The 12,452-nt window shown below is 67.3% G+C and carries 13 protein-coding genes; 8 read left to right on the forward strand and 5 right to left on the reverse strand.

Annotated elements, in window-relative coordinates; translation table 11 throughout:
• Positions 1-88 precede the first annotated feature (88 nt).
• Both CSW63_RS09995 and CSW63_RS10000 read left to right on the forward strand, forming a co-directional pair.
• On the forward strand, positions 89-427 hold the full coding sequence (locus CSW63_RS09995; protein WP_062099162.1) for a helix-turn-helix domain-containing protein: 339 nt from the start codon (positions 89-91) through the stop codon (positions 425-427).
• Between the two features lie 11 nt (positions 428-438).
• Complete coding sequence (locus CSW63_RS10000) at positions 439-1,845, forward strand: hypothetical protein (protein WP_062099160.1); 1,407 nt, start codon at positions 439-441, stop codon at positions 1,843-1,845.
• Between the two features lie 6 nt (positions 1,846-1,851).
• On the opposite strand, the gene CSW63_RS10005 is transcribed toward CSW63_RS10000, so the two are convergent.
• Both CSW63_RS10005 and CSW63_RS10010 read right to left on the reverse strand, forming a co-directional pair.
• Positions 1,852-3,030 (reverse strand): VWA domain-containing protein, encoded by a 1,179-nt coding sequence (locus tag CSW63_RS10005; RefSeq protein ID WP_062099158.1) that lies wholly within the window; start codon positions 3,028-3,030, stop codon positions 1,852-1,854.
• Positions 3,031-3,219: 189 nt separating this feature from the next.
• Positions 3,220-3,756 carry a GNAT family N-acetyltransferase gene (locus CSW63_RS10010; RefSeq protein WP_062099156.1) on the reverse strand — a complete coding sequence of 179 codons (537 nt, stop codon included), beginning with the start codon at positions 3,754-3,756 and terminating at the stop codon, positions 3,220-3,222.
• Between the two features lie 16 nt (positions 3,757-3,772).
• Here CSW63_RS10010 and CSW63_RS10015 point away from each other — a divergent pair, with 16 nt between their 5' ends.
• From CSW63_RS10015 to CSW63_RS10040, 6 genes are all read left to right on the forward strand, one after another.
• Complete coding sequence (locus CSW63_RS10015) at positions 3,773-4,693, forward strand: histone deacetylase family protein (RefSeq protein WP_062099154.1); 921 nt, start codon at positions 3,773-3,775, stop codon at positions 4,691-4,693.
• Positions 4,690-5,349: a histidine phosphatase family protein gene (locus CSW63_RS10020; RefSeq protein WP_062099152.1), complete on the forward strand. Its 660-nt coding sequence runs from the start codon at positions 4,690-4,692 to the stop codon at positions 5,347-5,349. The genes CSW63_RS10015 and CSW63_RS10020 overlap by 4 nt, the downstream gene beginning before the upstream one ends.
• Positions 5,350-5,558: 209 nt before the next feature.
• Positions 5,559-5,813, forward strand: coding sequence for an exodeoxyribonuclease VII small subunit (locus CSW63_RS10025; RefSeq protein WP_062093816.1), 255 nt, complete (start codon positions 5,559-5,561; stop codon positions 5,811-5,813).
• A 37-nt stretch (positions 5,814-5,850) separates the two neighbouring features.
• Positions 5,851-6,735, forward strand: coding sequence for a polyprenyl synthetase family protein (locus CSW63_RS10030; RefSeq protein WP_062093817.1), 885 nt, complete (start codon positions 5,851-5,853; stop codon positions 6,733-6,735).
• A gap of 17 nt (positions 6,736-6,752) precedes the next feature.
• On the forward strand, positions 6,753-8,675 hold the full coding sequence (dxs, locus tag CSW63_RS10035) for a 1-deoxy-D-xylulose-5-phosphate synthase (protein ID WP_062093818.1): 1,923 nt from the start codon (positions 6,753-6,755) through the stop codon (positions 8,673-8,675).
• A 60-nt stretch (positions 8,676-8,735) separates the two neighbouring features.
• Positions 8,736-10,316, forward strand: coding sequence for a glycoside hydrolase 43 family protein (locus tag CSW63_RS10040; RefSeq protein ID WP_062093819.1), 1,581 nt, complete (start codon positions 8,736-8,738; stop codon positions 10,314-10,316).
• Between the two features lie 11 nt (positions 10,317-10,327).
• Here the strand turns inward: CSW63_RS10040 and CSW63_RS10045 are convergent, their stop codons facing one another.
• The 3 genes from CSW63_RS10045 to flgA all read right to left on the reverse strand — a co-directional run bounded on the left by CSW63_RS10045 (position 10,328) and on the right by flgA (position 12,450).
• On the reverse strand, positions 10,328-10,792 hold the full coding sequence (locus CSW63_RS10045; protein WP_171012793.1) for a hypothetical protein: 465 nt from the start codon (positions 10,790-10,792) through the stop codon (positions 10,328-10,330).
• A gap of 116 nt (positions 10,793-10,908) precedes the next feature.
• Positions 10,909-11,643, reverse strand: coding sequence for a flagellar basal body L-ring protein FlgH (gene flgH / locus CSW63_RS10050; RefSeq protein ID WP_062093821.1), 735 nt, complete (start codon positions 11,641-11,643; stop codon positions 10,909-10,911).
• Between the two features lie 12 nt (positions 11,644-11,655).
• Positions 11,656-12,450, reverse strand: a complete 795-nt coding sequence (gene flgA, locus CSW63_RS10055; protein ID WP_062093822.1) for a flagellar basal body P-ring formation chaperone FlgA — start codon at positions 12,448-12,450, stop codon at positions 11,656-11,658.
• Positions 12,451-12,452 lie beyond the last annotated feature (2 nt).

Below are 12,452 nucleotides of genomic sequence, written 5' to 3' on the forward strand. Positions count from 1 at the left end.
TTTAGGCGCACGCAACGGGTTGTTGCGTTTTTATGCAATGTGTAACAACTAGTGAGCGCCCGCGGGTGGGCGCGCGAACGGCGTTGCGATGTCACGAACGGCGATGAACCCCGCCAAGGCGGCCCTGACCAAGTCTCTGCGTCGCGAGGCCGGCCGTTGGCTAAAGGCTGCGCGTGAAGCCGCCGGGCTCACCCAGGCCGAGTTGGCCGAAAAGACGGGCCTGCGCTACTACACCTTCGTCTCGCAGGTCGAGAACGGCCTGGGACGCGTGCCGATCGAGGCTCAGGCGGTGTGGGCGCAGAGCCTGGGCCTGGATCCCAGCCAGTTCGCGCGGACCTTGCTGCGCTATTATGAGCCGGAGCTGTATCGGCTGCTGTTTGACGGCGCGGCCGAAGAGGCCGAGCCCGAACAGGCCGCGCGGGCCTGACCCGTATCGCCATGGGTGATATCCTTCCCTTCATCCCCCGGCCTCTGGCCTCCGACTGGTCCGCCAACGAGCGAGGCCTTCTTCAACTGCTGACCCAGCAGCTGAAGGCCAGCTATGGCGAGGTCGACGGCGTGTTCGGCCTCAGTGACTCGGGCGATCCCTGGTACGTCGTGACCGACGCCAACCAGGACGTTCTGGTGCATATCGCGCGCATTGAGGGCCAGTTCGTCGTTCACGACGCGGCCGTCGACATGTTCCACCAGGTCGGCAGTCTCTGGAGCGCGCTCCGGCAAGTGATGGCGTCCGGCGCGCCGGCGGATCCGAACGGCGTGGTTGTGGCGTTCAACCCGGCCAGCCGCGAGGCTCAGTCGTTCCTGTCGCTGGTCATCGCCGTTGGCCTATTCCTGGAAATCCGGGGCGCGGAGTTCGCCGACATGGCGTCCTCGATCGGGGACGGTTCGCCCCGCACAGGCGAAGCCACGACGGAGACGCTGGCCTCAAAGCTGATCGCGGCGCTGAGCCTAGAGGCCGACCGCGGCCAGATCGAAGCCCTGATCGCCGCCGTCACCGCGCGCGAAGCCGCGCCGCAAGCCCTCCCGCCGCCGGTCAAGGCCGAGAGCGTGGCGGCGCATGCGTTCCAGATCGAGTCGCCGAGCCTCGTGGCGTTCAAGCCGACCAGCGCGGCCTCCGCGCAAGCGGTGCCCTTCCCACAGGCCCAGCCCAAGTCGGCCCCGCCGCCCATCGGGGGATCTGGAGAACACGACGCCGCCGGAACAGGCTTCGCGGCGACCAAGGCCGTGCTGCGGGGAACCTCCGGCGACGATGTCCTGATGGGATCTCGCGCCGGCGAAATCATCAACGGCGGCGCAGGCGACGACCACATTAGCGGCGGCGGCGCGGGGCCCGGTCAGATCGACCGTCTCAACGGCGAGGCCGGAGACGACCGTATCGTCATGGACGCGCGGGTGGTGGCCACCGGCGGCGCGGGCGCCGACACCTTCCTGATCTCCGCCCATCCGTCCGCCGACGGGGGCGAGGGTCTGCTTGGGGTCGTGCTCGATTTCTCGGTCGCCCAGGGCGACCAACTCGCCGTGCTGGACGGCGCGCAAATGACCGTGGTGAGTTCCACGGCGTTCGGGGATGTTCTGAGCCTTCAAGGCGTCGCGCTGGGCGAGGCCAACATCGCCGCCCTGGCGGACGTCAGCCAGCCGACCCCGGGCGCGCGCGTGGGCTTCGACGTTAATGGCGACGGCCGCGAGGATGTCTTTATCCTGCTGGGCGGCGCGACGGTGACGGCTTTCCGCGTCGGCGAGACGATCGGGCCCGACCATGCGCCCGCCTCGACGCAGATGGTGCCCCTGGTCGGCCAACCGACGACCGAGGTTGGTACGTTCGGCGAACCGCCGCCTCGCGGCTGACGGGGGCTAACCCCGCACCAGTTCCCGCATCGCCTTGTCCAGGCCCTCGATGGTCAGCGGGAACATCCGGTCGGCCATGATCTGGCGCATCACGCCGATCGACTGGGTGTAGTCCCAGTGGCGTTCGGGCGTCGGGTTCAGCCAGATGCAGCTCTGGTAGATCTCGGTGACCCGCTGCATCCAGATCGCGCCGGGCTCTTCGTTCCAGTGCTCGACGCTGCCGCCCGGATAGGTGATCTCGTACGGGCTCATGGTTGCGTCGCCGACGAAGATCACCTTGTAGTCGGCCGGGAATTTGTGGAGCACGTCGAAGGTCGGAATCTTCTCGGTCTGGCGACGCTTGTTGTCCTTCCACACGGCCTCATAGAGGCAGTTGTGGAAGTAGTAGAACTCCATGTTCTTGAACTCGGTGCGCGCGGCGCTGAACAGCTCCTCGCAGAGCTTGATGTGACTGTCCATCGAGCCGCCGATGTCGAAGAACAGCAGCACCTTGATGGCGTTGCGGCGCTCAGGCCGTAGCTGGATGTCGAGATAGCCCTTCTCGGCGGTGCCCTTGATTGTGCCGTTCAGGTCCAGCTCATCGGCCGCGCCGGTGCGGGCGAACTTGCGCAGGCGGCGCAGGGCGACCTTGATGTTACGGGTGCCCAGTTCGACGCTGTCGTCGAGGTTCTTGTACTCGCGCTTGTCCCAGACCTTCACGGCGCGGCCATGGCGGCTCTTGTCCTGGCCGATGCGCACGCCTTCGGGATTGTAGCCGTTGTTGCCGAACGGGCTGGTGCCACCCGAGCCGATCATCTTGTTGCCGCCCTCGTGGCGCTTCTTCTGCTCGCGCAGGCGCTCCTGCAGGGTCTCCATCAGCTTCTCGAAGCCGCCCATGGCCTCGATCTGGGCCTTTTCCTCATCGGTGAGGAACTTCTCGGTCAGGGCTTTGAGCCATTCCTCGGGAAGGTCGGCGGCCAGGCCGTCATTGACCGTCTCCAGTCCCTTGAAGACGTGGCTGAACACCCGGTCGAACTTGTCGAGGTTCTTCTCGTCCTTCACCAGGCTGGCGCGCGAGAGGAAGTAGAAGTCCTCCACCGAGCGGTCGATGACGTCCTTGTCCAGCGCCTCCATCAAGAGGAGGTATTCGCGCAGGCTCACGGGAACCTTGGCCTGACGGAGCTCGGTGAAGAAGTTGAGGAACATCGGCGCGGCTTTCGAACAGATGTTCGGATTGTGGAGCGGAACGGCGAGCCGCGCAACGCCCCCTCCGTCTCGCCGCGTATCCGCGGCGATCCACCTCCCCCGCAAGCGGGGCAGGAGGACTAGCTTTTCCTCCTCCCCTGCGAAGCGGGGGAGGTGGCCCGAAGGGACGGAGGGGGCGCTCTGTCGCCCTCACCCCCGCCGCAGGATGAACTCCAGATCGTTCGTCTCGCCCACCGGGAAGAAGTACTCGCCGACCTTCTCGAACCCCAGACGGCCGTATAGCCGCTGCGCGCCAAAGTTCTCTGACCACACCCCGATCCACAGGCGACGCGGGCCGGCGGGCTCCAGCCAGTCGAGCGCGGTCTTCAACAGGGCCGAACCGCGACCGCCGCCCTGGTGGCTTTTCAGCACGTAGATCCGCTTGAGTTCGCCATCGTCCGGCGAGACCTCGTCATGCGGCAGATCGCACGGGCCGGCCAGGGCGTAGCCGATCGCCTCGCCGTCCTCGTCCTCAATCAGCCAGGTGGCCTTGTCGGGATGGAGGAGGTCATTGCGCGTCCGCTCCAGGCCGTAGGCGTAGGCCAGGAAGGTCTCCAGATCCTCGGGCGGATAGAGGTGGGCGAAGGTCTCGCTGAAGGTGCGCGCGCCCAGGCTCGACACGGTGTCGGCGTCATCGATTGTGGCCCGACGAATGGTGTACGAGGCGATGGTCGGATCGGCGTTCACGGTCTAGGAATCTCCCATGGCTCTCGCGCTTTATACGCATTTGGACATGTTGGACCACCGGCCCGGCGATGGGCACGTCGAGCGCCCTGAGCGCCTGCGCGCGGTGATCGACGCCCTGAACGATGATCCCAACCTGGCGCTCGATCCGATGGAGGCGCCGCTGGTCGAGGTCGAGGACCTGCTGCGGGTTCATCCCAAGGCCTATGTCGACGCCGTCTTCTCCGCCGCGCCCTCGACGGGGCGGGTGGCGCTGGATCCTGACACCGTTCTATCGGCGGGCAGTCTCGCCGCCGCGCGCCGAGCCGCCGGCGCCAGCGTGGCGGCGGTGCGGGCTGTGGCCCAAGGCGGCGCTGAGCGCGCCTTCTGCGCCGTCCGCCCACCGGGGCATCACGCCGAGCCCGGCGTAGCCATGGGGTTCTGCGTCTTTTCCAGCGTGGCGGTCGCCGCCCGCGCCGCTCAAGCCGTAGGTCTCAAGCGCGTGGCGATCGTGGATTTCGACGTGCATCACGGCAACGGCACCCAGGCGGTGTTCGAGCACGATCCGACTGTGTTCGTCGCCTCAATCCACCAGTCGCCGCTGTATCCTGGCACCGGCGATCCCAGCGAGACGGGCCTTGGCAACATCGCCAACGCCACGGTGCCCGCCCATGCCCCGCGCGAGACCTGGCGGGCGCGGTTCGAGGGCTTGATGGACAAGGTCGACGCCTTCGCCCCCGAACTTGTGATCGTCTCGGCCGGCTTCGACGCCCACGCCCGCGATCCCCTGTCGGCGCAAAGCCTTGAGGAGGACGACTTCGCCTGGGCCACCCGCGCGATACTCTCGGTGGCCAGGGCGCGCGCCAGAGGGCGGGTTGTGTCCTCGCTCGAGGGCGGTTACGACCTTCAGGCGCTAGGGCGTTCCGCCGCCGCGCATGTTCGCGCTCTTCAGGAGGGGTGAGAAGACGGCGCGGCCTTCGGGTCGCGGGGCTTCTCTTCAACATGGCCGACGCCATCATCGCTAACCCAACGTCCACGCCCGCGCGACCGGGCGTCATCACCTTGGCGCGCCATGGCGAGCCCGCCCTGTCGCGCAAGGTTCGGCTGAACGCGCCCGAATACGGTGACTGGTGGGCCCGTTACGAAGAGGGCGGCCTCAAGGCGGGACAGGCCCCTCCGTCCACCCTGATCGAGATCGCGCGGGAAGCCGGGGTGGTCATCGCCTCCACCCGCCTACGCTCGATCGAGACCGCCAGGGCTGTCGTCGGGGATCGGGCCTTCGCGACCGATCCGACCTTCATCGAGGCCCCGCTGCCGCCGCCGCCTTGGCCCCTGTGGCTGAGGATGTCTCCCAAGCGCCTGGGCTTCTTCGCGCGCTTCTGGTGGTGGTTCTTTGACAACCACGGCGGTCAGGAAACGCGTAAGCAGGCCGAGGCGCGGGCCGGGCAGGCGGCTGACCTCCTGATCGCGTTGGCCGAAAACGGCCAGGACGTGCTGGTGCTGGCCCACGGCTTCTTCAACTGGATGATCGCCGACGCGCTGAAGGCGCGGGGGTGGGCGAAAATCGTTGATGAAGGTCACGCCTACTGGAGCATCAAGCGCTTCCGTCGCGCCTGAGCTTCAAAGCCTCTTCCCTTAATCACGGCTTAGTTCTAGAGCGTGACGCCGAAAGTGGGAACCGGTTTCGGCACGAGTCACGCTCTAAGTGTTTGATTTAGAGCCTCGTTATCGCGTCAAAACGGTTCCGTTTTGACGCGCGAGGCTCTAGGCCGTTGCCCGCACCGCCTGTCGCCACTAGGCTGACGGCTGTTCACCTGAGAGTTGAAATGACCGACGCCGCGAACACGCCCGCTGACATCTCCGCCCTCAGCTTCGAGGAAGCGCTGTCGCAGCTGGAGCGCATCGTGCAGGAGCTGGAGTCTGGCCAGGCCGCCCTGGAGCGCTCGATCGACATCTATGAACGCGGCGCGGCCCTGAAGGCGCATTGCGAGAAGAAGCTCGAGGCCGCGCGCCTGAAGGTCGAGAAGATCGTGCTGGGGCAGGGCGGCGCGGTGGCCGCGGAACCGGCCGAGTTCAACTGATGCCCGGCGATCGTCCGGCGTGCGAGGGGAGCCCCTCATGAGCGACCTTGCCAAGCGGATCGTCCAGGCGGCCGACATCGTCACGGTGGCGCTGGACGAGCTGCTGCCACGCGCCGACGGTCCCGAGAGCCGCCTGACCGAAGCCATGCGCTATGCGGCCCTGGGGCCGGGCAAGCGCCTGCGGCCGTTCTTCGCCCTCGAAACCGGCAAGATGTTCGACCTGCCCGAGCGGCCGGTGCTGCGGGCGGCGTGCGCGCTGGAATGCATCCACGCCTACAGCCTGGTGCATGACGACCTGCCGGCCATGGACGACGACGACGTGCGCCGGGGCCGTCCCACCGTGCACAGGCAATATGACGAAGCCACGGCGATCCTGGCGGGCGACGCGCTGCAGACGGCGGCCTTCGAGATCATGGCCCACCCCGACACCCACGACGACGGCCATGTTCGCTCTGAGTTGGTGCGCAAGCTGGCGATCGCGTCGGGCGCGCGCGGCATGTGCGGCGGCCAGATGATCGACCTTCTGGGTGTCCGTGACGACCTGGGCGCGGTGGCGCGAATGCAGCGCTTAAAGACTGGCGCGCTGATCGCCTTCGCCTTCGAGATCCCGCTGATCATCGCGCGGGCCAAGGACGCCGAGCGCTCGGCGCTGATGGCCTTCGCACAGGACCTGGGCCTGGCCTACCAGATCGTCGACGACATCCTGGACGCCGAGGGCGACGAGGCGACGCTGGGCAAGGCCGCCGGCGGCAAGGATGCGGCCAAGGGCAAGGCCAACTACGTCACTTTGTTGGGGCTGGACGCGGCGAAGGAACGTGTGAGCCTTTTGGCCGAACAGACGCGTTCCCATCTCGAAATCTTTGGCGAACGAGCCGAACATCTGCGCGAGAGCGTTGATTTCGTGCTGGACCGTCGCAGCTGACCGCGCTTTTTACAGATATGTCATCCAAAACGCCTCTCCTCGACACCATCGCCTCGCCCGCCGACACGCGGGGGCTGTCTCTCGCCGAGCTGAAGCAACTGGCGGCGGAAGTCCGCGCCGAGACGATCGACGCTGTGTCGGTGACGGGCGGTCACCTGGGCGCCGGCCTGGGCGTGGTCGAACTGACGGTTGCGCTGCACCACGTGTTTGAGACGCCCAAGGACATCGTGATCTGGGACGTCGGCCATCAAGCCTACCCGCACAAGATCCTGACCGGCCGTCGCGACCGCATCCGCACCCTGCGGCAGGGCGGCGGCCTGTCGGGCTTCACTAAGCGAGCCGAGAGCGAATACGACCCGTTCGGCGCGGCCCACGCGGCGACCTCGATCTCGGCGGCGCTGGGCTTCTGCGCGGCGCGGGATGCGAAAGGCGAAGACAACAGCGTCATCGCCGTGATCGGCGACGGCTCGCTGGGTGCGGGCATGGCCTACGAGGCGATGAACGCGGCGACGGACACGACCAAGCGTCTGATCGTCATCCTCAACGACAACGACATGTCGATCGCCCCGCCGGTGGGCGGTATGAGCGCCTATCTGGCCAATCTCGTCTCGGGCGGCGCCTACCGCTCGGTGCGCAAGCTGGGCAAGACCGTGGTCGAGAAGCTGCCGAGCTCGATGCGCGAGGCCGCTCGCAAGGCCGAGGAATACGCTCGCGGCATGGTCACCGGCGGCACCTTCTTCGAAGAACTCGGCTTCCACTATGTCGGCCCGATCGACGGCCACGACATGGACGCCCTGGTCAGCGTGCTGAAGAACGCCAAGGCGTTCGGCGACAAGCCGGTGCTGGTTCATTGCGTCACCCAGAAGGGCAAGGGCTACGCCCCGGCCGAGGGCGCGGCCGACAAGCTGCACGCGGTGGTCAAGTTCGACGTGGTCACCGGCCAGCAGCAGAAGGCGGCCGGCGGCCCCCCCAGCTACACCAAGGTTTTCGCCCAGGAGTTGATCAAGCAGGCGGAGCAGGACGACAAGATCGTCGCCATCACCGCCGCCATGCCGTCGGGCACGGGCCTGGACCTGTTCCAGAAGGCCTTCCCGGATCGCACCTTCGACGTGGGCATCGCCGAGCAGCACGCGGTGACCTTCGCGGCGGGCCTGGCGGCCGACGGCATGAAGCCGTTCGCGGCGATCTATTCGACCTTCCTGCAGCGCGGCTACGACCAGGTTGTCCACGACGTCGCCATCCAGGGTCTGCCGGTCCGCTTCGCGATGGACCGCGCGGGCCTGGTCGGCGCCGATGGTCCCACCCACGCCGGCAGCTTCGACATCGGCTTCATGGGCGCTCTGCCCGGCATGGTGCTGATGGCCGCCGCCGACGAGGTGGAGCTGGCCCGCATGGTCGCCACCGCTGCAGCGATCGACGACCGCCCCAGCGCATTCCGCTATCCGCGCGGCGAGGGCCTGGGCCTGGACATGCCGGCCATCGCCGAACCGCTGGAGATCGGCAAGGGTCGCATCGTCCGCGAGGGGACCAGCGTCGCCATCGTCTCGTTCGGCACCCGCCTGACCGAGAGTCTCAAGGCCGCTGACCTGCTGGCCGCGCGCGGGCTGTCAGCCACCGTCTGCGACGCCCGCTTCGCCAAGCCGCTGGACCTTGACCTTTTGCTGCGCCTGGCGCGCGAGCACGAGGCCATCGTCACGGTGGAGGAGGGCGCCATGGGCGGCTTCGGCGCGTTCGTGCTGCAAGCCCTGGCCCAGCACGGCGCCTTGGACCGCGGCCTGAAGATCCGCACCCTGTGCCTGCCCGACATTTTCCAGGACCAGGACAAGCCCGACGCGATGTACGCCCAGGCGGGCCTCGACGCCGAGGGCATCCTGCGCGGCGCGCTGTCGGCGCTGGGCGTGGACAATGTCAGCGCGGCGGGCGCGGGCCGTCGGGCTTAAGTCTCTGCCGATACCCTGCGTCTCGGCCTTGGCTTCGGCAACCGTTTGGGGAGTTGAGGGATGGCGTCGGTGACGAGCTTGGGCGCAGCGTTTCGCGCGCTGTCGTGCGGCGTGCTGGGTCTGGCGATTTTCGCAACGGCCACCCCGACCGCCGCGCAGGTCTGGCGCTCCGACAGCGGCCGGGGAACCTACGCCAATCCGCCACTCAACGCCGACTATCCGGATCCCGACATCATCCGGGTCGGCGAGGACTTCTACTTCGCCTCGACGACCTTCGTGAACACGCCGGGCCTGGTGATCCTGCATTCCAAGGACCTGGTGAACTGGGACATCGTCGGCCACGTGATCCCCAGACTCACGGGCAATCCGAAATATGACCTCGTGGACGGGGGCGACTATCGGCACGGCGTCTATGCGCCAAGTCTGCGCTATCACAAGGGACGCTTCTATATCGCCGTCACTCCGGTGGGCGGTCATACGCGGATCTACTCCGCCGCTAAGATCAACGGTCCCTGGACCATGCGGGAACTGGATCGGGAAGCTTTCGATCCGGGCCTGTTCTTTGACACCGATGGCAAGGCCTACATCGCCACCGCGATCGGCTCGAACGGCACGATCACGCTGCTGAGCCTGAACGACGACTTGTCCGCCGTAGTCGACGCTCGCGTCGTTCACTTCAACAAGGGCGCGGAAGGTTCCAAGCTGATCCGGCGGGGCGACTGGTACTATCTGTTCAACGCCATTCCATCGCGCCTCGGGCTGACGGTCTCGCGCGCCAAGAGCCTGACCGGACCGTGGGAGACGCGACCTCAGATCGACGACAAGACGGGCGGGCACCAGGGCGCGCTGGTCGATCTTCCCGATGGGGGCTGGTACGGCTTTGTCATGCTGGACGCTGGCGCCGTGGGCCGCGTGACCAATATCGGCCCCGTCTTCTGGCAGGATGACTGGCCGGTATGGGGTACGCCAGAGGCTCCGGGACGCGTGCCCGCCACCGCCGCAAAGCCGATCCAGGGCCACGCGTTCCGCGAACCGCCCAGCTCCGATGAGTTCTCAAGCGGCGTGCTGGGCCGTCAATGGCAGTGGAACCATAACCCGGACGACCAGCGTTGGTCCTTGACCGAGCGGCCGGGCTTCATGCGCCTGAAGGCAACTTCCAGCGAGACGTTCTGGGCCGCTCGCAACACGCTCGTACAGAAGGGGCAGGGGCCGCGCAGTCGCGGCGTGGCCAAGCTGGATTTGCGCGGACTGGCGGTCGGCGATCAGTGCGGCCTTGGCACGTTCGGAAAGTTTTCCGCGCAACTGGTGGTGACCCGGACCTCAGACGGCCAGGGCGAGGTGAGCGCGCGCCTGATCGAAAGCACTGTCCAAGGCTCAAAGATCATCTCACTATCCCAGCCCTACACGGTCGCTTTGACGGACCTGTGGCTCTCCGTGACCATGGACTTCACGACCGACAAGAGCACGCTGCGCTATAGTCGGGACGGCAAGGCCTGGGTGACCTTGCCGGGTGACTTCCCGCTGGCGTTCGACTGGCGGACAGGCACCTTCCAAGGCGAGCAATACGGCCTGTTCTGCTACAATCCGACCGGTGGCGAAGGCCGGCTGGATATCGACAGCTTCACCTTGGAGAAACCATAGGGCCTCGAGGTCTAAACCCCGCAGGCCTTGAAGAACGCCTTTACCTGCCCCCGATCTCCGGCTGTCGCCGCCAGGCTGTGGCGCTCGCCCTTGGTCAGCACGGCAAGGTCGCCGGACCGGCGGAAGGCTGCGAGCGCCGGGGCGCTGGCCTCGCCGCGTGCCTCCAGAAGGTCGCCGCTCATCGGGTCCTGGACGGTCACGCCCTCAAAACGGCTCTCGGATCGACCGGACGCGAGCACGAGACCGGTGTCGGTCAAGCCCGTCGCCGAGACGTCGACCGCGTCCCGCCCAGGCTCACAGCGGATCATCAGCACCACGTCGTCGCTGTTTGGACGTCCGTAGGCGAGACGGGGCTGAACCGCGTCGTCGCCGACATAGGCCCACTGGTATCCCGTATTCGCCATCTTCTCGTGCGCGCAGCCGACTAGGGTGGTCGCGAGCGTAAGGGCGGCGAGGGCGAGACTGCGGGGCGACATGGCGGTGATCCTCCTGCCTGGATCAACGCCGAAGCCAGCTGAACGGCTCCTGAAACGGATCGGGCGCGGAAGCCTCTCGGCCGCCGCGCCCGACGAGGGTGTCTCGAAAGCCTCGCTTAGAACGGCGAGAACTTCTCCACCAGCGACTGGCCGGCCGGGGTCTTCTGCACGCGGCTGATGTCGCCGCGACCGCCGTAGCTGATGCGGGCTTCAGCGATCTGGGTGTGGCGGATGGTGTTCGCCGAGGAGATGTCCTCGGGGCGCACGATGCCGGCGACGGTCAGCTGGCGTAGCTCGGCGTTGGTGCGCACCTCCTGGGTGCCCTGGATGACCATGTTGCCGTTCGGCAGGACCTGGCTGACCACGGCGGCGATCGTCAGGCTGATCTTTTCCGAGCGGCTGACGCCGCCCGAGCCGGCGTTGGTGGTGGTCGATTTGGTTTCCAGCGCGTTCTCGGGATCGAAACCGCCCGGCAGGAACTTGCCCAGGCTCGATTCCATGCCCAGCAGGTGCGGCACACCGGCCTTCATGTTGGCCGTGCGCGAGCTGTTGCTCGCGTTCTTGGTGCTGGCGCTGTCGTCGATGTCGATCATCACAGTGACGATGTCGCCGACGCGGCTGGCGCGCTGATCGTTGAAGAAGGCGCGGGCGCCGACACGCCACAGCGAGTTGGCCGAGGCAGCCTGCGGGGCGGGCTCGCGGGCCGAGACATACTGTTGCTGCATCGGGGCCAGCTGGGCCGGGTAGCCGACCGGCGCCAGATCAGGGCCCTTCACGGCTTCCTTGACGGTGGAGCAGGCGGCCAGCGGGGCCAGGAGGACGGCGACAGCGAGAACGACGGGACGACGCATGATCAGGGCCTCTTAGCGAGCGGCGAAACGGACGGGTTGAGAACGGGCGAGCAAGGTCTGGGCCTGCGGACCGACGGCGGCGGTTCCGGGACCGACGGCGACGGCCTGGATGACCTTCTTGGAAAGGGTGTTCTGGACGGCGAAGACTTCGCCGGCGGCGGCGCCGGCCATGGCCTTGCCTTGCAGCGACAGGGAAATACCGCCGTCCTGATAGTTGATGGTGATCAGATCGCCAGTCTTGATGACTTGCGGCGCGGCGACATCACGCAGTCCGACCGCAGCGCCTTCACGCAGGGGGCGTTTGGCGGCCATGCCGATCACGGCGTCGGCGTCGCGCGGGGCGTCAGCCGGGGCGCCGGCCATCTTGACCCAAACCAGATCCTGCGGCTGGACGATTTCGCCGACCGCCAGGCTGCGGGCGTAGGCAAGAACTTCCACATTGGCGCTCGGAGCGCCCGCCAGGCCGGCGGCGGTCGCAGCGCGAGCGCCGCTCGAGACGCCACCATTGTCGGCGCCTTGGCGCACGATTATGCGGCGGACGCCGTTGGCGTTGGTCCAATCATAGCCCGCGCGGCGGGCCGACATCTGCACCTGACCGGCGTCGAGCACGGCGGTGGGACCCATGCGGGACGCCACGACCAGATTGGCGGCCGGCCCGCTGACGCCATCGAACAGGTCGCCCAGCGTGATGCGGCCGTCCGTGTCGGTGGTGTCCAGGCGCAGGGTCACCGGCGTTCCGGCGAAGGCGGGCGCCGACAGGGCGGTGATCACCAGGGTGGCGGCGGCGGCGAGGAGGAAGGTCTTCATGA

Source organism: Caulobacter sp. FWC26, from assembly GCF_002742645.2.
GTDB lineage: Bacteria > Pseudomonadota > Alphaproteobacteria > Caulobacterales > Caulobacteraceae > Caulobacter.

Coding starts and splice junctions, on each gene's coding strand:
- CSW63_RS10040 (WP_062093819.1), top strand. CDS start 8,736: ATGGCGTCGGTGACGAGCTTGGGCGCAGCGTTTCGCGCGCTGTCGTGC.
- CSW63_RS09995 (WP_062099162.1), top strand. CDS start 89: ATGTCACGAACGGCGATGAACCCCGCCAAGGCGGCCCTGACCAAGTCT.
- CSW63_RS10045 (WP_171012793.1), bottom strand. CDS start 10,792: ATGTCGCCCCGCAGTCTCGCCCTCGCCGCCCTTACGCTCGCGACCACC.
- CSW63_RS10025 (WP_062093816.1), top strand. CDS start 5,559: ATGACCGACGCCGCGAACACGCCCGCTGACATCTCCGCCCTCAGCTTC.
- CSW63_RS10015 (WP_062099154.1), top strand. CDS start 3,773: ATGGCTCTCGCGCTTTATACGCATTTGGACATGTTGGACCACCGGCCC.
- CSW63_RS10000 (WP_062099160.1), top strand. CDS start 439: ATGGGTGATATCCTTCCCTTCATCCCCCGGCCTCTGGCCTCCGACTGG.
- CSW63_RS10005 (WP_062099158.1), bottom strand. CDS start 3,030: ATGTTCCTCAACTTCTTCACCGAGCTCCGTCAGGCCAAGGTTCCCGTG.
- dxs (WP_062093818.1), top strand. CDS start 6,753: ATGTCATCCAAAACGCCTCTCCTCGACACCATCGCCTCGCCCGCCGAC.
- CSW63_RS10030 (WP_062093817.1), top strand. CDS start 5,851: ATGAGCGACCTTGCCAAGCGGATCGTCCAGGCGGCCGACATCGTCACG.
- flgA (WP_062093822.1), bottom strand. CDS start 12,450: ATGAAGACCTTCCTCCTCGCCGCCGCCGCCACCCTGGTGATCACCGCC.
- flgH (WP_062093821.1), bottom strand. CDS start 11,643: ATGCGTCGTCCCGTCGTTCTCGCTGTCGCCGTCCTCCTGGCCCCGCTG.